This is a genomic window from Alloacidobacterium dinghuense, assembly GCF_014274465.1.
Lineage (GTDB): Bacteria > Acidobacteriota > Terriglobia > Terriglobales > Acidobacteriaceae > Alloacidobacterium > Alloacidobacterium dinghuense.
Window position 1 is genome coordinate 5,044,350 of sequence record NZ_CP060394.1, and the last position, 19,093, is coordinate 5,063,442.

Below are 19,093 nucleotides of genomic sequence, written 5' to 3' on the forward strand. Positions count from 1 at the left end.
CATCATGCCTTTTACTCGTGCCAGGGTCAAGCACTTATTCGGCTAAATCGCATAACTAGGCGCCCATATCTTTTCGATCTATGGCTGCTGTCTTATAACACCTTTCCCTTCAGCGCCGATCTAAAGTTATGGTTCTCATTTGGCCCTCGTGGAATCTACTAAAATCTAGATATGTCATACGCTGCGGCCATCGAAAGCCTGTTCGCCCTTGCCGGAGAGTTATTTACGCCTCCGGGCCAACCGCGGCGTAAGTTCGAGCTCGAACACATGCGGGTGCTCGCCGCCGCCCTCGGCGACCCGCAAAAGACGTTCCCCTCAGTGCTCATCGCCGGCACGAACGGCAAAGGATCCACTTCGGCCACACTCGCTTCAATTCTGCAGGCAGCCGGATACAGGGTTGGTCTTTACACCTCTCCGCACCTGACACGCGTCAATGAGCGCATTCGGATCAACGGCGCCGACATATCCGACGACGACTTCGCGCGCCTATATTTTCTGGTGGACGACACGGCCCGTAAGCTTGTCGACGAAGACAAGCTGCCCGCGCCGCCCAGCTTCTTCGAAACCATGACGGCGCTGGCATTCGCGGCTTTCGCAGACTCGAAGGTCGACATCGCCGTGCTTGAAGTCGGCATGGGCGGTAGGCTGGACGCAACGAATATCGTCGAACCCCTTGTCTCTGTCATCACCGACATCTCACTCGACCACACGGAATGGCTTGGCCCAACCATCACCGCAATCGCACGCGAGAAGGCCGGCATTCTTCGCGAAAATGGCGTGATGGTCACACTGCCGCAGCATCCGGAAGCGAATTACGCTCTGGGCGAAGTAGCCACGAGCCTCAGCGTGCGCGGCGTCAATGCCGCGCAATATATTCCATTGCGCACGACGCATTCTGAAGGCGAACGCAATCGTTACCCGCTGCAGGTACTGGGACAAAGCATCGAAGTGGACTCGCCGCTTGTCGGCCAACATCAACAGCGCAATCTGGCTCTCGCCATCGCAACAGTCATCGAGTTATGTAACAATCATAGTTACAAAATAGGGGCAGCAGACATCGAACACGGCATTCGTGCAACGCGCTGGCCAGGCCGCATGGAGCGCTTCACAGCTCAAAATGGCGCGGCGATCCTGCTTGACGTCGGCCATAATCCCGCCGGAGCGTGGGCTCTGCGCTCGATCTTGGCGGAACTGGATGCATCTGCGCCTAAGACCCTGATTTTTGGCTGCCTGCGCGACAAGGCGATCACAGAACTGGCCCAGATTCTTTTTCCGCTCTTTGATCGGGTTTTGCTCACACCAGTCGACTCGCCCCGAACTACCACTCTAAACGAATTGGCTGAGGCCGCCGATACTGTCGGTGCGGATTACGAAGAATGCGCCGATGCGCCGGAGGCGCTCCAGCGCTCGCAGCAGATTACGCCTTCAACGGGATTGATCGTCGGCACCGGCTCCGTATACTTGGTGGGATCGCTGCGCGAGGAGTTAACGAAGTGACCCGCCGTCTTCTCGGTCCGCGACCCGACCCGCTGCCCCTATCGAACCGCCTGCTGTCTTTCTTCGTCCAGGCACCCGCGGTCTTCGCATCGACTGCTTTCTTCGGCAGTCTTTCCCTCACGGCATCGCTCTTCGACGGAGACGGCAAGTTGCAGCATCGCATCGCCCAGGCATGGGCTCGAACCTCCGTTGCAGCCAGCGGCTGCCCCATTACCATTCTCGGCGATGAGAACTTACGCAAGCACGACGTCGCCGTCTATGCCTGCAACCATCTCTCCTACATGGACACACCGGTCATCTTCGCCAGCATGCCGTTTCAATTCCGCATCGTTGCCAGGCATGACTTGTGGAAGATGCCTTTCATCGGCTGGCATCTTCACCGTTCCGGGCAGGTGCCCGTGAACGTCGACAATCCACGCGCATCCATCTCAAGCCTCAGCAGCGCCGTGAAAACGCTCAAGTCCGGCATGCCATTGTTCATCTTCCCCGAAGGCGGCCGCACCGAGAGCGGTCACCCGAACACTTTCCTGAATGGCCCGACATTTATGGCCATCCGCGCCCAGGTTCCCATTGTTCCAATGGCGCTGATCGGCACGCATGAATTGCTGCCTATCCACACCGCGCAGTTTTATCCTGTGCCCATTAGTCTGGCAGTCGGCGAACCCATCGATACCACCGCCTACTCCATGCGACAAGTAGATGAATTGACCAGCCGATTGAGCGATGAGATCTGCCGACTCTATTACGAGCACTCCTACCTGGAAGCCCCAGCAGTACCATCGCTTGAAGCCATAACCGAAATCCCAGAGAACGCTGTATGAACGACCTGAATCCTCGCATCGCTATTCCCGAGCCTACTTCGGCCGAGCCGGACTATAACCAGGGCAGCTGGCCGCAGTATGCACATGCAGTTGAAGCCTGTGGCGCCGTCGCCGTCCCCATTCCGTTGGCCGCATCCCCGGCAACTGTCGCGAAGCTGGTCGCTTCCTGCTCCGGAGTGTTGTTACCAGGCAGCCCTGCCGATGTAAATCCACAGAAATATGGCCAGGAGCCAGCTCGGGAATGCGCTCCAGCCGATTCAGCCCGGGAGGCTGTCGACGAACTCGTCTTGCAGGATGCTTTCAACCTGCACAAGCCACTTCTGGGCATCTGCTACGGTACACAGTCTCTCAATGTGTGGAAGGGCGGCACGCTGGCACAGCATTTAACGACTTCGATCAATCACAAGGCAGGCCGCGAGACCATCGAGGCCCATCCGATCTCGATCCCGGGCACGGCAGAGCATTTGAAAGCCTTCGCCCCAGGAATTACGGTCAACAGCAGCCACCACCAAGCCATTAAGATCCCTGGCGACAGTCTCGATGTCGCCGCAACAGCCCCGGACGGAACCATCGAAGCGGTGGAGCAGCGTGGGGAGCACTTTGTTCTGGGAGTGCAGTGGCATCCGGAGCGCACACCCTCCACTCCCGCCTCGCAAGCCATCTTTCAAAGCTTTGTCGATGCCGCTCGTGCCTGGAAACCACGTGAGATTCGGGAGTCCGTCGCCCGATGACGGCGGCCGAAATCGAATCGGCTGTCGCGCGGGCCGATCTCAGACCGCTGGGCTCTGAGGTCATTCGCCGCTTCCAGATCTATCTGGAACTGCTGGAGAAGTGGAACTCCCGCCTGAACCTTACGGCAATTCGCGAACCGGACGAGATCCTGCAGCGCCACTTCATCGAATGCATCTTTGCGGCTCGCCACCTTCCCACTGGCATCAAGACTCTACTTGACTTCGGCTCTGGCGGCGGATTCCCCGGACTCCCAATCGCGCTGTGCCGTCCAGAAGTTCACGTGACCTTAGGCGAATCCCAATCCAAGAAAGCTGCTTTTCTCCGTGAAGCTAGCCGCACCCTCGAGCTTCCAAACGCTGAAGTCTACAACGGAAGGGTCGAATCTTTGGACCGCTCTTTCGACGCCGTTACCCTGCGCGCTGTCGATAAAATGCAGGAGGCCTGCCGCGTTGCAGTCGAGAAGCTCCAACTGGGTGGCCATTTCATCCTCTTCCTGACCGAAGAAACATCCAGCCCGCTTATTTCACAGTTCCAGCAGATCGACTGGTCCGCCCCTATCCGTCTGCCCGGATCCTCACAAAGGCAACTCCTCATGGGCCAGCGAAGCGGGACGTTCCACGTGGAACATAGCTCGCCTAAACCGAACTCTTAGCCCTCCATGTTCCACGTGGAACACAAACGTTTTCCACGGATTGCCTTTCCAGGTTCATCGCATTCAACATCCCCGAAGCCCCTGTTATCCTCTCGTATAGCAAAGAGTTACAGCAGATCCTCCGTCGATGCAGAAAAGTCTTCCACAATTGATGTCCAGTTCTGCACAGACCATCGCGATTGAATTTCAACCCCACCATCTTTAGTCTTTCCCTATTGTCATGAGTAAGGTTCTGGCCGTCGTCAATCAAAAGGGTGGAGTAGGCAAAACCACCACCGCCATCAATCTCGCCGCCGCATTTGCCCTTGAAGGCCTGAATACCCTCCTGATCGACTGCGATCCGCAGGCGAATTCGACCGGTGGCTATGGCTTTACCCGCGACGACGAGCGCAAGTCTACCTATGACATTCTCCTCGGCGAGGCCACCATAGAAGAGGCTCTTCTCTCGACGGAGATCGACACGCTCAAGCTGGTTCCGTCGAATAAAAACCTGATCGGAGCGAACCTTGAGCTCATTCAGCAGGAGAATCGCGCTCATCGTCTCAAGGAATCTCTGGCCCCACAGCGGTCGAAGTATGACTTCGTCGTTCTCGACTGCCCTCCGGCGCTCGATCTACTTACTCTGAACGCACTTGTGGCCGCCGACAGATTGCTCGTTCCCATGCAAGCCGAATATTTCGCGCTCGAGGGCATCAGCGAGTTGATGAACACCCTCGATCGCGTGCGCGAGAGCTTCAATCCAAATCTCGAGATCGAGGGCGTGCTGCTCACCATGTACGACGACCGCACGAACCTCGCCCAGCAGGTGACGGAAAACCTGCGCGCCTACTTCAAGGACAAGCTCCTCAAGACAGCCATCCCTCGCAATGTCCGCCTTGCCGAGGCCCCCAGCTACGGCAAGCCCGTCATCCTCTACGATCCAAGATCGCGCGGCGCGGAAAGCTACACCGAGCTGGCAGACGAACTATTGAAGCGAAACAACATCGAGAGCCCCAAGGCCAAAGAGCGCAGGGAAGCGGCAGGGAAGCGCGGGAAGAAGGAAATCCGCTTCTGGCCATACGCCTGAGCCATACAAATCGAGACAGGGCCACAAGATTCAAGACTGGAAGGATAAGTAATGACAACGGCAACTGAGATTCCGAAACGGCGCGCTCTGGGCAAGGGACTTGAGTCGCTTCTCCCACGCGTGCAGGCAACCGTAACCGCGGCAGTCGAAGCCGCGCCGAAACCGCCAGCCGCCGAAGTCGCAGGCAAGCCGCACGAAATTCCGGTCGGCGAGATCGACCGCAATCCTTACCAGACTCGCAGCCGTGTCAACGAGCAACAGCTCACCGAGCTCGCCAACTCTATCTCCGCTACAGGCGTTGTCCAGCCAATCGTAGTGCGCCCCCTGCCGAACGGCCGCTTCCAGCTCATTGCCGGTGAACGTCGCTGGCTGGCCTCGCAAAAGGCTGGCAAGGAAACCGTCCCGGCCATTCTTCGCCAGGTCTCCGATGAGCAGGCGATGGAAATGACCATCGTAGAAAACCTGCAGCGAGCCGACCTGAACCCGATGGAACAGGCGCGCGCCTTTGAACGGCTTGGCCGCGAATTCAAGCTGACCCAGGAGCACATGGCGCAGCGCACCGGTAAAGATCGCGCCTCAGTCTCAAACTTCCTTCGCCTGCTGCGCCTGCCGACAGAAGTCCAAGGCAAAGTCGAAAGTGGCGATCTCAGCTTTGGCCATGCCCGCGCGCTCCTGCCGCTCGAAAACCCGGAAACCATCCTCAAAGCTGCGCAAAAAGTCACGGCACTATCCATGTCCGTGCGCCAGACAGAAAGCTACGTCCAGGGACTCCTGAATCCAGAGAAGAAAACAAAGAGCGAAGATAAAGCGAAAGAGATGCCAGTCGATCCAAATGTCCGCGAAGCTCAGGATCGCCTCCAGCGCTCACTCGGCCTCAAAGTGCGCATCGAAGACAAGAACGGACGAGGCCGCGTCATCATTGAGTATTCTCGTTTGGAGGACTTCGACACGCTTCTCGAAGCGCTGGGAAACTAAGCGGCTGCTTAGCTTTCCTTCACTACTCCGGGGGTGGTGAAGGCCTCCCATATAGATCGCAGGCTCGCCACAGATACCAGCTTGCAACCGAACGCCAGGGCCTCCATTTTTCGCTGCGCCGCAACATCTCCGCCGGTTTGGCCAGCATGGTCGCATCGAACGGCTTGCTCTTTGGCAGCTTCTTGAAAGTCAGCGAAAAGCCCTTGCGCACCCCATAATCCGTCAGCGGAAATACGTCCGGACGCCCGAGCCGGAAGATCAACAGCATCTCCACCGTCCAGGGCCCAATGCCGCGAACCTGCGTCAGCCTGTCCAAAATCTCTGTATCCGGCATACGCCGGATTGGGGTCAGTGTCGGCACCGTTCCATCCAATGTCTTGGCAGCAAGGTCGCGCAAAGCCTTGCTCTTGCTGGCAGATAGACCAACCGAGCGCAGCATGTCGTCGCTTGCCCCGAGCACATGCTCAGGGCTGGGGTGAATTTCGCCAAAGAGCGTCAGCAAACGCTTTAGAATTGCAGCTGCGGCCTTTCCATGAAGCTGCTGGTAAATGATCGATTCCAGCAGCGCCTCGAATGGCGAATGCTGGCTTTTGAGTTTCAGCGTGTAAGGTCCGGCACGTTCGATCAGCGCGCCGAGCTTCGGGTCAGCAGCGGTCAGTTCATGGATTGCAAGAGCGGCATCGTAGCGTACAGGGCGTCGTCCGTCGGTCATCGGTGCAAGTGTACGCGAATCTTCAGCCTAATAGGGAACAAATGGCGAAGAAATAGCTGGACCGTGGCTTCCTCTAGTGCGGGCGGGAGATTTTTGACGGCGAAGAGGTCGAGGCCATCGAAGAAATGACCGGAGCGAAAGCTCCTCGCTAGGCACTGTGAGCAGCCTTCACCCGCTCGCATGCGTCGGACCTGCCATCCTGCTTTAGCGAGCTATAGTTGAAAGAAGCATGGCCACAAATCTCACGACGATCGGCGCTCCGCAGGGCCCAGCCACGACGCTCATTTATAACGACTGGTACCCGGCAATGCGCAGCGAGTCGCTTCACGGTAAGACGCTCGCTACCGCCATGCTCATGGGCATTCCCCTGGTTCTTGGTCGTCGTGCCGACGGGCACCTCTTCGCCATGCGCGACAGTTGCCCGCACCGCGGCATCCCGCTCTCCTGCGGATGGTTCGACGGCCAACGCCTGACGTGCAAATATCACGGCTGGGCATTCGAACCGGTCAGCGGACAGTGCAAGGAAATCCCCTCACTTACCAGCCGCGACATGCTCGACCCAACCCGTATCTACGGAACAGCGTTTCCATGCGAAGAGCGCGACGGTTACGCCTGGGTCTACGTTCCAGAATCCGGCTCAGGCCGCATCCGCGCTGACGAAACAAGCCTGCCGCCCGTTCCAGAAGCGCCAAAGTTTGGCTCACGCTTCCGCAGTCAGCACCTCACGGCCGATCTGCCGTGCAACGTCGATCACGGCATCATCGGGCTCATGGACCCGGCGCACGGACCTTTCGTGCATCAATCCTGGTGGTGGCGTAAAGAGGCCAGCATCCACGAGAAAGAAAAGCATTTCGAGCCCATCGAGCAGGGCTTCCGCATGGCCTCGCACACGCCGTCCGCCAACAGTGCGCCTTACAAACTCCTCGGCGTTTACGGCGAACCCATTACAACCACCATCGACTTCGTCCTCCCGAACCGTCGCTATGAAACCATCCGCGCGGGGGACAAATGGTTTTCGAGCATCACAACTGTAACTCCTACAGTTGCAAATGCGTGCCGCATCGATGTGTACGCAGCCTGGAACGTCTTCTACAACGTTCCATTTGTAACTTCCATAGCTACGTTTTTCGGAAAGCGCTTCGTCGGACAGGATCAGATCACCATGATCCAGCAGGCAGAAGGATTGAAGTACGATCCCACACTCATGCTTATCGACGACGCTGACCGCCCCGCAAAGTGGTACTTCGCACTCAAGCACGCGCGACTCGAAGCCACATCCACAGGCCAACCCATGCAGCACCCCATGTGCGGCCCTGTCACGCTCCGCTGGCGCAGTTAAGATGCCCGAGATAGAGCCCAAAATAGATTGCATCGCGGTGGTGCCCAAGGCATCTAATCGGCAACCTTCAACCACGCTCTGTTATTCCGTCGGGTTGGAAGGAGGACCGCATGGCCACGCCTTTGCAATCTTACAGCGAGCAAACGATTCTCACTCCTGACGTCCAGACCACGTGCGAATTCGTGCAAACGCTCATGAAGATGCAGCGGGCTGCGCAGCTCATTACCTCCACGCTTGACCTCGATCAGCTTTTAGATCGCGTCGTAAATGACCTGGCTGCATCCCTTGGCAACGTTGACGTTGCAATATGGCTGCGTCACACAGAAACCGAAGAGATGGTATTGCAGGGAGTGCGGGGATGCCGCCAGCACCACAAAGGCGAGCGCCTTAAAATCGGCCGTCAGGGCATCGTGGGACACGTCTCGGCAACCGGGCAAATGCACTACGCTCCCGACGTTCGCCTCGACCCTTATTACATCGTCTGTGAGCCGAACATTCGATCTGAGGTCAGCATTCCACTTAAAATCGGTGGCCAGGTTATCGGAGTCTTTAGCGTCGACCACATCGAGATCAACGCCTTTTCCGAGAATCAGCTGCTCGTCCTTGAAGCGCTGGCGGGACACGTCGCTGTAGCCATCGAAAACTCGCGCCTCTTTCAACGCGAGCGCCTCGAACGCGAACGCATGCAGAGAGAAGGCGACGACGCCCGCGCCATGCAGCAAGCCATCTTTCTGAAGGCAACGCCTCTCGTTCCCGGCTTTGCCTTTGAAACAGCCTGGCATCCTGCCGGATCGGTTGCCGGCGACTGGTACGACTTCATCGATCTCGGCAATGAGCGCTACGGCATCGTTCTCGCCGATGTTTCCGGCAAAGGCATGTCTGCGGCGCTGCTCATGTCGGCCACGCGCGCCATCCTGCGTTCCTTCGCAAAGCTGCACTCATCGCCGGGCGAGACGCTCGCGCACCTGAACCAGACTCTGCTTGAAGATTTTCCCATGGGCAAGTTCGTAACCATGATCTATGCAGTCCTCGATGCGAAATCACGCGAGCTGACTCTTGCCAGCGCAGGCCATCTGCGTCCCCTGCTGATCAACAGCCACAACTCGTTCCTCGAAGTCGATTCCGGATTGCCGCTTGGCTTGGCGGCATCATCGTATCCCGAGATCACTCTTCGCCTCGATCCCGGCACGCATCTGCTGCTCTACACCGATGGCATCACTGAAGCCGCCAACCGTCAGAGCGAGGAGTACGGAGCCACTCGACTTCTAAACCATTTCCAACAATCGGATGCGTGCATAAACGGGCTGATCGCAGAAGTGCGCGAGTTCAGCCAGGGCTCCGAACATCCAGACGACGCAACAGCCGTGCTCATCCGCAGCCGTTAATCGCTTAGGTTGCAACCGGCGCTGCTAACTGCCGCGCAACATCATCGTCCTCTTCCACTACCAACTCGTCGACCCGGATTTTCATCTGCCCGCCGAGTTCGCGAAAGTTCTTCTCCCACTCCTCAGGCATCGTATGCCTGCGCGAGAGTTTTAACGTGTCATACCAGATGTTCTGTGCCTGCCAGATGTTCAATTCAAACGGCAGCTCTTTGAGCGTCCTGGCCGTCATCAGCGCATTTTCCAAGTGCGTCATGTTCCTGAAGTCCGCATGCAACCGGACCATCACGCGCTTCATCTTCTGATCGGATATATAGCTGAGCCCGCTCTTGTCGACCTCAATCTTGTCCCCCGAAGCAAGGCCACGGTAAGCGCGCACCTGCAGGGCATCGATCGGATCACTTTCCAGTGCCTTTCGCAGCCCGGCATTCACCGCAAAGGTCGCAGCCAGGCTCAATGCCCGCGGCTTCGGCAGCCCTGTCTGTCCCAGGAAGTGCAGGAGGGATGCATGGTCTTCATAGATGGCAGTCAGGCTGGATTCCACTTCCGAAATCGTCGACTGGAGAATCACCTTCACGATCCGCCGCTGCTCATCTCTAAAGAGCGACTGGATCGAATACGTCTGGCCATCAAAGACATGATCGAAAAGACGAATCAGCGCAGGAAAATCCGCGCCAATGACTGCAGCCCGCGCCTTCTTCACAAAGTCTTCGTATTCTCCGTCGAGCGAAGGATTGCTGCGTTTCACTACAGCAGTAATGTTCTGGTCACCAAAGTGAACAACGGCAAAAGTCACCGCCTCCAACTCCTGCGTAATCTGCGAAGCAACGCGCGCCTTTCCAAAGAGCAACCGCCCGCGCCCGGACGTTACCACTTCATACGTGAGCCTGCGAATCGAGTAACAGAACAGCTCAGCCTCTTCGGGATAGCTGGTAAAGATTGAGCTGATGGCGTAGTGAGCCGCCACTTGCTCCAGCCCTACCTGCATTTTTTTGATCTGTCTCTCATAGATGGAAGCGCCGTTTTGCTGCTCCGGCACGTTGCTCTTCGCCTCGCGCAGCATCGCGACGAATTGCTCTTCAAGATTAACGGCTTCTTTGCCGAAGACCTCTTCCGCAAGCTGCAGTACGCGGTCCGCATAGGCAATGATCTGCACCGTCTCTATGCCGGAGATTTCATCGAAGAACCAGCCGCAGCTCGTGTACATCAGCAAAGCGTGTCGCTGCATCTCCATCAGCTTGAGTGCTTGGATCCGCTCCTCTGCATTCAGCTCATGGCTTGCGTGCGAGGCTAAGAATTTTGCCGTCGCCTCACTGCTGCGGTTAAGAACGACCTCAATGTAAGCATCGCGAGCCGCCCACACATCTTCAAAGATCGCAGCAGCAGCCTTCTCCGTCAGCGGCAATATGGAATCGCGCAGCCAGTCGAGGGCATCACGCAGCGGCTTGCGCCACGCCTGCGTCCAACCCGGACCCGAGCCCATATTGCATCCGCAATTCGAACACCAGCGTCCCACGCCATGCGCACAGCTCCATGAGGTCCGCTCGACAATCTGCGCTTCTTGCACCGGAGGAAACTTATCGAGGAACTCTCCATAATTCGTCATCCGCACATCCGGAGATTTCTCGATGAGCTTCAGCGCATAGGAAAGAGCCATCTCGCCGTGCTTGTGATGATGGCCATAACTCTCGCCATCGGTGGCGACGTGCACAATTTGCGGAGTCTGATCAGCAGTAAAGCCACCAATGAGCCGAGCGGCAAAGTTGTCGCCGCTGTTCAGGATCCCCTCAAAAGCGATTGCCCGCGAGCGAGCGCCATCATAAAAGAACACAGCAATCTCGCGGCCCGTCTTCAGGCGCACAAGGTATGGCTGCCGCGTGTCCAGCGTCTCCGCATCGGTCATGGTCCACGCGGCTTCGCTGCCAGGCGCTCCATTTGCCAACGACCGCACAGCAGCACACTGCCCGGGGGCAAGAATCGTAAAACGGATGCCGTGATCGGCCAGCAATTCCAGTGTCTCGGAGTCAACCGCCGTCTCTGCCAGCCACATCCCTTCCGGCATGCGCTCAAAGCGGCGCTCAAAATCGGCGATACCCCAGCGGATCTGGGTGATGCGGTCGCGCGTGTTTGCCAGCGGCATAATGATGTGGTTGTAAACCTGTGCAATTGCAGATCCGTGCCCGGAGAAGCGTTTCTGGCTCGCCCGGTCTCCTTCCAGCACCATGCGATACGTACGCGGAGCGTTCTCTTCCAGCCAGGAAAGCAGCGTAGGTCCAAAGTTGAAACTGATGTGCGCGTAGTTGTTCAGAATGCGGATGATCTCATTCTGCTTATTCACAATGCGCGATGCTCCATTGGGGGCATAACATTCTGAAGTAATACGCTCATTCCAGTCGTGAAACGGAGCCGCGGAATCCTGTGTCTCGACCTGTTCGAGCCACGGATTCTCGCGTGGTGGCTGGTAAAAGTGTCCATGAATACAGACGTAACGTACGGGTTTCGGCATAGAGAACTGCTCCGATCGATCCGCATCCATTGTAGGGGCCGCGAACGAATTCCCATAGATCGAGACAGCCTGTACACTACCTCTTCGAAAACAAACGGAGAAAATCAAGCGTGACCAAACGCCTTCCCCTGCTTCTCCTGCTTCTTGTTGTCATTCTGCTGCCTCAGCAAATCGCCTTCGGCGAGGTCCACACCTTCAAAGTAGAGAACGGACAGTTCACCCTCGACGGCAAGCCATTTCAGGTCATCTCCGGCGAAATGCACTACGTGCGGATTCCGCGTGCCTATTGGCGTGCGCGCCTCAAAATGGCAAAGGCAATGGGCCTCAATACTATCTCGACCTATGTCTTCTGGAACGAGCATGAGCCCCGTCCCGGCGAATATGACTTCAGCGGCAATAATGATGTGGCTGAATTTATCCGCGAGGCTCAGGAGGAAGGATTGTACGTAATTCTGCGTCCCGGACCGTACGTCTGCGCAGAATGGGAATTCGGCGCCTTTCCTTCGTGGCTTCTCAAAGATCACAGCCTGCTTGTGCGCTCCACCGATCCGAAATTCCTCGCCGCGTCCCGTTCATGGCTCACCCGCCTCGGTCAGGAATTGGCGCCGCTGCAAATCGCAAACGGCGGCCCGATCATTCTGATCCAGGTCGAAAACGAGTACCGCTTGTTCGCTACGGACCCAGCGTACATGCAACAAATTCATCGCATCTTCGTCGATGCGGGATTCACCGCGGCACTTCTTTACACCGCAGATGGGCCCGAAAAGGTGTTGCCGGGACTGCTCCCAGCCGTCAACTTTGCCCCTGGTCAGTCGCGCGTGGCCTTCGCTACCTGCAAAAGGCTGCGACCCCAAGGACCTTTCTTCAGCGCAGAGTACTGGGATGGCTGGTTCGATCACTGGGGTGGAGCACATGCGAACAGGGATGTGCAAACGCAAGTCGCTGATCTCGACTGGACGTTGCGCCAAGGCTATTCCATCAACCTGTACATGTTTCATGGAGGCACCAGTTTCGGTTGGATGAATGGAGCCAATTCCAACGGTAGAAACTACGTGCCCGACGTCACCAGTTACGACTACGACTCGCCACTAGATGAAAGTGGTCGCCCGACAGCGAAGTATTTCCTCTTCCGCGACACCATCGCAAGCGCCACCGGCACTACCCCACCCGCAGTACCGCAGATAGCGCCGCCGATCACCATTCCGTGGATCACGCTCCCCGCATCTTCCTCCCTGTGGGACAACCTACCTGCGCCGGTCCACAGCGACGAGCCACTTTCCATGGAAGACCTTGACCAGTCCTACGGCTACATTCTGTACCGCACAAATCTCACCGGCCCGGTCAAAGGAGATTTGGTGCTCGATCAGCTACATGACTACGCGCAGGTCTATCTCGACGGCAAGCTGGCCGGCACACTCGATCGCAGATTGCATCAGAATACGTTGCCGCTCAACATCACGGAACAGAATGTGCGTCTGGACATCCTCGTCGAAAACACAGGCCGCATAAACTTCAGCAAGGCGCTGCAAACTGACCGCAAAGGCATCACAAAGCAGGTGACCTTAAATGGTACACAGATCGCCGGATGGAATATCTATCCTCTGCCCATGCTCGCGCCCAACAAACTCAGCTACAGCAGCGCCGCCTGCTACGGCCCTTGCTTCTACCGCGCCGCATTTAACGTCGAAAAAGCCGCAGACACCTTCCTCGATACCAGCGCCTTCACCAAAGGAGAGGTCTGGATCAACGGCCACGCCCTCGGCAGAGTCTGGAACGTCGGTCCCCAAAAGACGCTCTATCTTCCCGGCCCGTGGCTGAAGTCTGGCGAGAATGAAGTCATCGTCTTCGATCTCGAAAGCGCGCCCGGCCGCAGTCTGCAGGGACTCGACCACCCTGTTCTGGACGCAGCCATCACAAAGTGATCTGTCAATTCCCATAGGTCGAGACAGCCTGTACACTACCCTTCGAAATCAAGGGAGAAAATCCAGATTGATGAAACGCATTGCAGCAGCGCTGCTTTTCCTCTTCTCCGGGATGTTCCTGCCGGCGCACGCTTCCGCCTGCGCCCAAGCGCACACTTTCAAGGCGGAGAACGGCCAATTCACACTCGACGGCAAGCCATTTCAAGTCATCTCCGGCGAGATGCATTATGCGCGTATCCCTCGCGCTTACTGGCGCGACCGGATGCGATGGGCAAAGGCCATGGGTCTGAATACCATCACCACGTACGTCTTCTGGAACGTACACGAACCTCAACCCGGTGTATACGACTTTACCGGGAACAACGATGTGGCTGAATTTATCCGCGAAGCCCAACAAGAGGGACTCTACGTTATCCTGCGTCCCGGCCCCTACGCCTGCGCAGAGTGGGAATTCGGCGGCTTTCCTTCATGGCTCCTCAAAGATCACAGCACGGTCGTCCGCTCCAGCGACCCCAAATTTATCGAGCCCGCAAAGCGATGGTTCACGCGTCTCGGTAAGGAACTGTCGCAGTTACAAATAGGCAACGGTGGTCCGATCATTCTCGTTCAGGTCGAAAACGAGTACGGCTCCTTCGACAAAGATCACGCCTACATGGAACAGATCCATCACATGCTCGTTGACGCCGGATTCACCAACTCTCAACTCTATACGGCGGACGGCCCGGAGAAAGTCCCAGCGGGCTCACTCCCCGAGTTACCTGCAGCCATTAACTTCGGCCCTGGCGAGTCGCAGAAAGGCTTCGAAACACTCAAGAAGCTTCGCCCCAACGGTCCCTTCATGAACAGCGAGTACTGGGACGGATGGTTCGATCATTGGGGCGCCAAACATGCCGAGACAAACGCAAAGCAGCAGGCAGCGGATATCGACTGGACACTGCGCCAAGGCTACTCCATCAGCCTCTACATGTTTCATGGAGGCACCAGTTTCGGCTGGATGAATGGAGCCAACTCCGACGGAAAAAACTACGAACCCGATGTCACCAGTTACGACTACGACTCGCCTTTAGATGAAAGCGGGCGCCCGACACCAAAGTACTTCCTCTTGCGCAACACCATTGCAAAGGCGACCGGAACCACGCCGCCGCCCTTGCCAACGGTAGATTCCGCCATCCCCGTTCCGTCGTTCACGCTCACTCAATCAGCATCGCTCTGGGACAACCTTCCCAAGCACACGCACAGCGAACAGCCGCTCTCGATGGAAGACCTCGATCAGGCCTATGGTTACATCCTCTACCAAACAACTTTGAGCGGCCCCGCCAATGGAGATCTCGTTCTCGATCAGCTCCACGACTACGCCAAAATCTACCTCGATGGCAAGCTGATGGGCACTCTGGATCGCCGTCTGAATCAGAATTCACTACCGCTCAACGTAACCGGTCAGAGTGCGCGCCTCGACATCCTCATCGAAAATACCGCCCGGGTAAATTTCACCAAGGTCATTCGCGGAGAGCGCAAAGGCATTACGAAAGAAGTCACGCTTGCAGGCAAGCCCGTTACCGGTTGGGATATCTATCCGCTGCCGATGCTCTCACCACAATCGCTCACGTATAGCGGTGCGGCTTGCACCGGCCCGTGCTTCTACCGCGCCACCTTCAATGTAGACAAACCAGCCGACACCTTCCTCGACACCAGCGCCTTCACCAAAGGGCAAGTCTGGATCAACGGCCATGCCCTGGGCAGAGTCTGGAACATCGGTCCGCAAAAAACGCTCTACCTTCCCGGCCCGTGGCTGAAGTCTGGCGCGAACGAAGTCATCGTCTTCGATCTCGAAAGCGCTCCTGGCCGCAGTCTTCAGGGGCTCGATCAGCCAATCCTGAACGCAGCCATACGAAGTAATCTGTCAGTATGGAAAAGCTCGACCAGTTGCTCACCGAAGCGCGCAATCCGGCAACAGAAAATCTCGATCAACTCTCCACCCTCGAAATGCTAAAGACGATGCACGCCGCCGACCGTGAGGTGCTCACAGCCGTCGATCGAGAGCTCCCCCGCATCGCGCAGGCCGTCGACGCGATCGTCGAGCGCCTGGAGAACGGCGGTCGTCTCTTCTACATCGGAGCCGGAACCTCGGGCCGCCTCGGCGTGCTCGACGCCTCAGAATGCCCCCCGACCTACAACACGCCGCCTGAGCTGGTGCAGGGATTAATCGCCGGTGGCGACATCGCCCTCCGCCGGTCCGTTGAGCGGGCAGAAGACGATGCGTCTCAAGGTGAGCGCGATCTCCAAGCCCACAGCTTCAGCACAAAAGACGCTCTAGTCGGCATCGCCGCCAGCGGACGCACGCCCTACGTACTCGGCGGCATCGACTACGCGCGCAAACTCGGAGCCGCCACCATCGGCCTCAGCTGCGTTCCCGGCTCGCAGCTCGCGCAGCGCGCAGAAATCGCCATCACCCCCGCCGTAGGCCCGGAAGTTGTCACTGGCTCGACCCGCATGAAGGCAGGAACCGCAACCAAGCTTGTGCTCAACATGCTCTCAACTGGATCATTGGTTCGCCTCGGCTACGTCTACGGCAATCTCATGGTCAACGTACAGCCCACCAACGTAAAGTTGCGCGACCGCGCCGCCAGAATCATCTCCACACTCACTGATTTGCCGCAAGACAAAGCCGTCACGCTCCTCGACGAAGCAGGATCGGTAAAGACAGCCATCGTCATGCAGCGGCTCAACCTCACGCGAGCCGATGCCGAAGCAAGACTCGCTCAAGCAAAAGGAAGATTGCGTCAGGCACTCAAATAGGCGCTACTCCGTGCGCAACACTTGCATGGGATCGATCCGCATGGCGCGCCGCGCAGGCAGATAGCACGCGACGAAAGCAACACCCATCAGCACGAAAATCACGCCCAGCATAGTCGGCGGATCATACGGCCGTACGCCATACAGCAGCGTCGAGAAGCTGGCCATCACCTGAGTCAGGCCCAGGGCCGCAATCACACCAACGGCCGCCCCAAACAAGGCCAACCTGCCGCCACGCTTCAATACCCAACGAAACACGGCCATGCGATTTGCGCCAAGCGCCATGCGCACGCCAATGTCACGCGAATGCTGCACCACCAGATACGACAGCACTCCATAGATACCGATACTCGCCAGCATCAAAGCCGTTCCCGCAAACACCGCCAGCAAAATCATCGAGAAGCGCCGCCCCGCAAGCGTATCCGCAATCACCGATTCCATCGACTCCGGATTGTAGACCACCTGCGCGTGATTCATCTGCGCAGTTTCATTGCGAATACTCTGAAACGCAGTCTCCGACTTGTACCTTGAGTGCACAATGACGTCCATGCCCATCATCACCAGCCCGAGCTGCTGCGGTGGCATCTGCATCATCGCCTGGTACACCTCAGCCCGCAGCGGATGCACCGCGTCGTTATCCAGCCCCCACTGATTGACATGCCCCACAACCCCAACAACAGTGGCAGGCCCATCAAACTGCTCTAGGAAGACCCGCTTCCCGATCGGATCCTCGTTGCCAAAAAACTTCCGCGCAAAGACATCGTCGATAACCACCGCGCGTGGCGCGTGCTCGTCATCGCTCGTCGCCAGAAAGCGCCCTTTCAGCAACGGAATACCCATGGCCTTCAGATATCCCGGTTCCACAATGTACCGAATCGCCCAATGCATCGCGTTCTGACTTTGCGGTTTCGGCTCGCCATCCAGCCAGAAAAGCTGCTCGTCATCGGATTGCATCGGCAGCGCCGCCCAGGAAAACGACACCGCGTCCACGCCCGGTGTAGCGGCAATGCGCGCGTTTGTCTCCCGCAAATAAGCCCGCGTCGCATCCGGTCCAACGCCAATCATTGACGGCGGAGCTTCAAGTCCAAACGTGAGCACTCCCTGGGAACGAAATCCCGTATCTACCTCCGAAAGCTTGATCAGGCTGCGAATCATCAAACCGGCGCCCATCAGCAGCACCAACGTTGTCGCCATCTGGACAACCACCAGCCAGTTCTGCGCACGCTGGCGCACGCCGCCCGTTCCGCGTCCGCCATCTTTCAACGTGTCCTGCAGATTCTGCCGAAAGACTTTCACGCACGGCATCAAACCAAACAAGGTTCCGGAAGCCAGAGAAATCAGCAGAGTGAAGCCGAGCACCGTCCCGCTCATGTGAACTTCCGCCGCGCGTGGCAGCTCTCGCGGCAGGAGATGTAGAATCACCTGCGTCCCCCACGCCGCCAGCATCAAGCCAACCGCACCGCCCGTAAGCGAAAGCATCAGGCTCTCGGTAAGTAGCTGCCGCAGCAGCCGCGAACGCCCCGCACCCAGCGCCGACCGCACAGCAAATTCCTGCGCCCGCGCATTTGACCGAACCAACAAAAGATTGGCGATGTTCACGCACGCAATCAGCAGCACAAAACCCACCGCGCTCATCAGGATCAGCAGCAGCGGCTTCACATCGCGCACCATCGCAAACTGAAAGGAAACCAGTTTCGCTCGAATCCCCTGGTCCGCCTCTGGATAAATCTTCTCCAGCCGCTCCGAAACCCGCAGCATGTCATCCTGCGCCTGCGCCAGCGTGACTCCCGGCTTCAGTCGCGCAATGCCGTGGATGCCCAGTGGCGCAAAACGGTTATTGAGCGCAGGATTTTGAAATTGCCCGATCGGCACATAAAGATCTGCTGCACGAAAGTTGTTGATCGTCAGATTGAAATTCGTAGGCAGCACGCCCACGATCGTGTAGTCGCGCCCGTCAAGCGTCAGCACTTTACCCACCGCATCCGGCCGCGACCCAAACTTGCGTTGCCAGAAGTCTTCACCAATGATCGCCAGCGGCTCACGCCCAATCTCGTCTTCACCCGGAGCAAACAGCCGGCCGATGATAGGCTTCACTCCCAGAAGAGGAAAGAAATCCGACGAAACCAGCTCCGCGCGCAATTCCTCTGCGTCCCCCATGCCCGTCAGGCTGTAGCCCGTCCCTCGAGCCACCGCCAGCGCGGCCAGCGTCTTGTTGTCGCGCTGCCAATCGCGAAAGTTAGGATAAGAAATCGCACCCTCATTGAAATTCGGTTTACTCGCATGCACGGTCACCAGTTCTTCCGGATGCGGGTACGGCAGCGGATTCAGCAGCACGGCATTCACCACCGAGAAGAGTGCCGTATTCGCGCCAATGCCAAGGGCCAGCGTCAACACTGCCACAACTGTAAACCCCGGACTCTTCGCCAGCATGCGCAGCCCAAAGCGAAGATCCTGCCACAGCATTTCGAACCATGGCAGCCCTTCGCGTTCGCGATATGCCTGCTTCGTCTGCTCAACACCGCCGAGCTTGATATACGCATCGCGTCGCGCCTGCTCCGGACTCATACCCGCGCGCAAATTGTCTGCGATGTGCATCTCCAGATGGCCTTCGAGTTCAGCGGCAAACTCTTCATCTGCCCCGTTGCCGCCAAACATACCGTGCAGCCGCAACCGCAGCGCTCTCAGCTTCCGCATTC

The 19,093-nt window shown here is 57.7% G+C and carries 14 protein-coding genes; 11 read left to right on the top strand and 3 right to left on the bottom strand.

All coding sequences use genetic code 11. The features are described 5' to 3' along the window. Positions 1-171: 171 nt before the first annotated feature. The 6 genes from H7849_RS21020 (at position 172) to H7849_RS21045 (ending at position 5,743) form a co-directional block, all read left to right on the top strand. Positions 172-1,497, top strand: a complete 1,326-nt coding sequence (locus H7849_RS21020) for a bifunctional folylpolyglutamate synthase/dihydrofolate synthase (RefSeq protein WP_186742243.1) — start codon at positions 172-174, stop codon at positions 1,495-1,497. Beyond that, positions 1,494-2,318, top strand: a complete 825-nt coding sequence (locus H7849_RS21025; RefSeq protein WP_186747925.1) for a lysophospholipid acyltransferase family protein — start codon at positions 1,494-1,496, stop codon at positions 2,316-2,318. Before H7849_RS21020 ends, H7849_RS21025 begins: the two co-directional genes overlap by 4 nt. After that, on the top strand, positions 2,315-3,049 hold the full coding sequence (locus H7849_RS21030) for a gamma-glutamyl-gamma-aminobutyrate hydrolase family protein (protein WP_186742245.1): 735 nt from the start codon (positions 2,315-2,317) through the stop codon (positions 3,047-3,049). Before H7849_RS21025 ends, H7849_RS21030 begins: the two co-directional genes overlap by 4 nt. After that, entirely contained in the window at positions 3,046-3,702 is a 657-nt protein-coding gene (gene rsmG / locus H7849_RS21035; protein WP_186742247.1) for a 16S rRNA (guanine(527)-N(7))-methyltransferase RsmG, read from the top strand. The genes H7849_RS21030 and rsmG overlap by 4 nt, the downstream gene beginning before the upstream one ends. Before the next feature lie 220 nt (positions 3,703-3,922). Then, positions 3,923-4,768, top strand: coding sequence for a ParA family protein (locus H7849_RS21040; protein ID WP_186742249.1), 846 nt, complete (start codon positions 3,923-3,925; stop codon positions 4,766-4,768). A gap of 51 nt (positions 4,769-4,819) precedes the next feature. Next, positions 4,820-5,743, top strand: coding sequence for a ParB/RepB/Spo0J family partition protein (locus tag H7849_RS21045; protein ID WP_186742251.1), 924 nt, complete (start codon positions 4,820-4,822; stop codon positions 5,741-5,743). Positions 5,744-5,765: 22 nt separating this feature from the next. Here the strand turns inward: H7849_RS21045 and H7849_RS21050 are convergent, their stop codons facing one another. Further along, on the bottom strand, positions 5,766-6,455 hold the full coding sequence (locus tag H7849_RS21050; protein WP_186742253.1) for a DNA-3-methyladenine glycosylase family protein: 690 nt from the start codon (positions 6,453-6,455) through the stop codon (positions 5,766-5,768). A 229-nt stretch (positions 6,456-6,684) separates the two neighbouring features. Here H7849_RS21050 and H7849_RS21055 point away from each other — a divergent pair, with 229 nt between their 5' ends. After that, positions 6,685-7,794, top strand: coding sequence for a Rieske 2Fe-2S domain-containing protein (locus H7849_RS21055; protein WP_186742255.1), 1,110 nt, complete (start codon positions 6,685-6,687; stop codon positions 7,792-7,794). 110 nt (positions 7,795-7,904) lie between these two features. Then, positions 7,905-9,179 carry a GAF domain-containing SpoIIE family protein phosphatase gene (locus tag H7849_RS21060; protein ID WP_186742257.1) on the top strand — a complete coding sequence of 425 codons (1,275 nt, stop codon included), beginning with the start codon at positions 7,905-7,907 and terminating at the stop codon, positions 9,177-9,179. Between the two features lie 4 nt (positions 9,180-9,183). Here the strand turns inward: H7849_RS21060 and H7849_RS21065 are convergent, their stop codons facing one another. Continuing rightward, positions 9,184-11,682 carry a DUF3536 domain-containing protein gene (locus tag H7849_RS21065; RefSeq protein WP_186742259.1) on the bottom strand — a complete coding sequence of 833 codons (2,499 nt, stop codon included), beginning with the start codon at positions 11,680-11,682 and terminating at the stop codon, positions 9,184-9,186. Positions 11,683-11,792: 110 nt separating this feature from the next. Here H7849_RS21065 and H7849_RS21070 point away from each other — a divergent pair, with 110 nt between their 5' ends. The 3 genes from H7849_RS21070 (at position 11,793) to murQ (ending at position 16,400) form a co-directional block, all read left to right on the top strand. Continuing rightward, the gene (locus tag H7849_RS21070) at positions 11,793-13,604 is read left to right on the top strand and encodes a glycoside hydrolase family 35 protein (protein ID WP_222439699.1); all 1,812 of its coding nucleotides are present in this window, start codon (positions 11,793-11,795) and stop codon (positions 13,602-13,604) included. Positions 13,605-13,674: 70 nt separating this feature from the next. Beyond that, on the top strand, positions 13,675-15,594 hold the full coding sequence (locus H7849_RS21075; protein WP_222439700.1) for a glycoside hydrolase family 35 protein: 1,920 nt from the start codon (positions 13,675-13,677) through the stop codon (positions 15,592-15,594). Then, entirely contained in the window at positions 15,510-16,400 is an 891-nt protein-coding gene (murQ, locus tag H7849_RS21080) for an N-acetylmuramic acid 6-phosphate etherase (protein ID WP_186742261.1), read from the top strand. The genes H7849_RS21075 and murQ overlap by 85 nt, the downstream gene beginning before the upstream one ends. A gap of 3 nt (positions 16,401-16,403) precedes the next feature. Here the strand turns inward: murQ and H7849_RS21085 are convergent, their stop codons facing one another. Beyond that, entirely contained in the window at positions 16,404-19,091 is a 2,688-nt protein-coding gene (locus tag H7849_RS21085) for an ABC transporter permease (RefSeq protein WP_222439701.1), read from the bottom strand. Positions 19,092-19,093 lie beyond the last annotated feature (2 nt).

What these genes read in the sequence shown, in the direction of transcription:
- H7849_RS21050 (WP_186742253.1), bottom strand. Translation starts at nt 6,455, where the DNA reads ATGACCGACGGACGACGCCCTGTACGCTACGATGCCGCTCTTGCAATC.
- H7849_RS21055 (WP_186742255.1), top strand. Translation starts at nt 6,685, where the DNA reads ATGGCCACAAATCTCACGACGATCGGCGCTCCGCAGGGCCCAGCCACG.
- H7849_RS21045 (WP_186742251.1), top strand. Translation starts at nt 4,820, where the DNA reads ATGACAACGGCAACTGAGATTCCGAAACGGCGCGCTCTGGGCAAGGGA.
- H7849_RS21020 (WP_186742243.1), top strand. Translation starts at nt 172, where the DNA reads ATGTCATACGCTGCGGCCATCGAAAGCCTGTTCGCCCTTGCCGGAGAG.
- H7849_RS21030 (WP_186742245.1), top strand. Translation starts at nt 2,315, where the DNA reads ATGAACGACCTGAATCCTCGCATCGCTATTCCCGAGCCTACTTCGGCC.
- H7849_RS21085 (WP_222439701.1), bottom strand. Translation starts at nt 19,091, where the DNA reads ATGCGGAAGCTGAGAGCGCTGCGGTTGCGGCTGCACGGTATGTTTGGC.
- rsmG (WP_186742247.1), top strand. Translation starts at nt 3,046, where the DNA reads ATGACGGCGGCCGAAATCGAATCGGCTGTCGCGCGGGCCGATCTCAGA.
- H7849_RS21060 (WP_186742257.1), top strand. Translation starts at nt 7,905, where the DNA reads ATGGCCACGCCTTTGCAATCTTACAGCGAGCAAACGATTCTCACTCCT.
- murQ (WP_186742261.1), top strand. Translation starts at nt 15,510, where the DNA reads ATGGAAAAGCTCGACCAGTTGCTCACCGAAGCGCGCAATCCGGCAACA.
- H7849_RS21075 (WP_222439700.1), top strand. Translation starts at nt 13,675, where the DNA reads ATGAAACGCATTGCAGCAGCGCTGCTTTTCCTCTTCTCCGGGATGTTC.
- H7849_RS21065 (WP_186742259.1), bottom strand. Translation starts at nt 11,682, where the DNA reads ATGCCGAAACCCGTACGTTACGTCTGTATTCATGGACACTTTTACCAG.
- H7849_RS21040 (WP_186742249.1), top strand. Translation starts at nt 3,923, where the DNA reads ATGAGTAAGGTTCTGGCCGTCGTCAATCAAAAGGGTGGAGTAGGCAAA.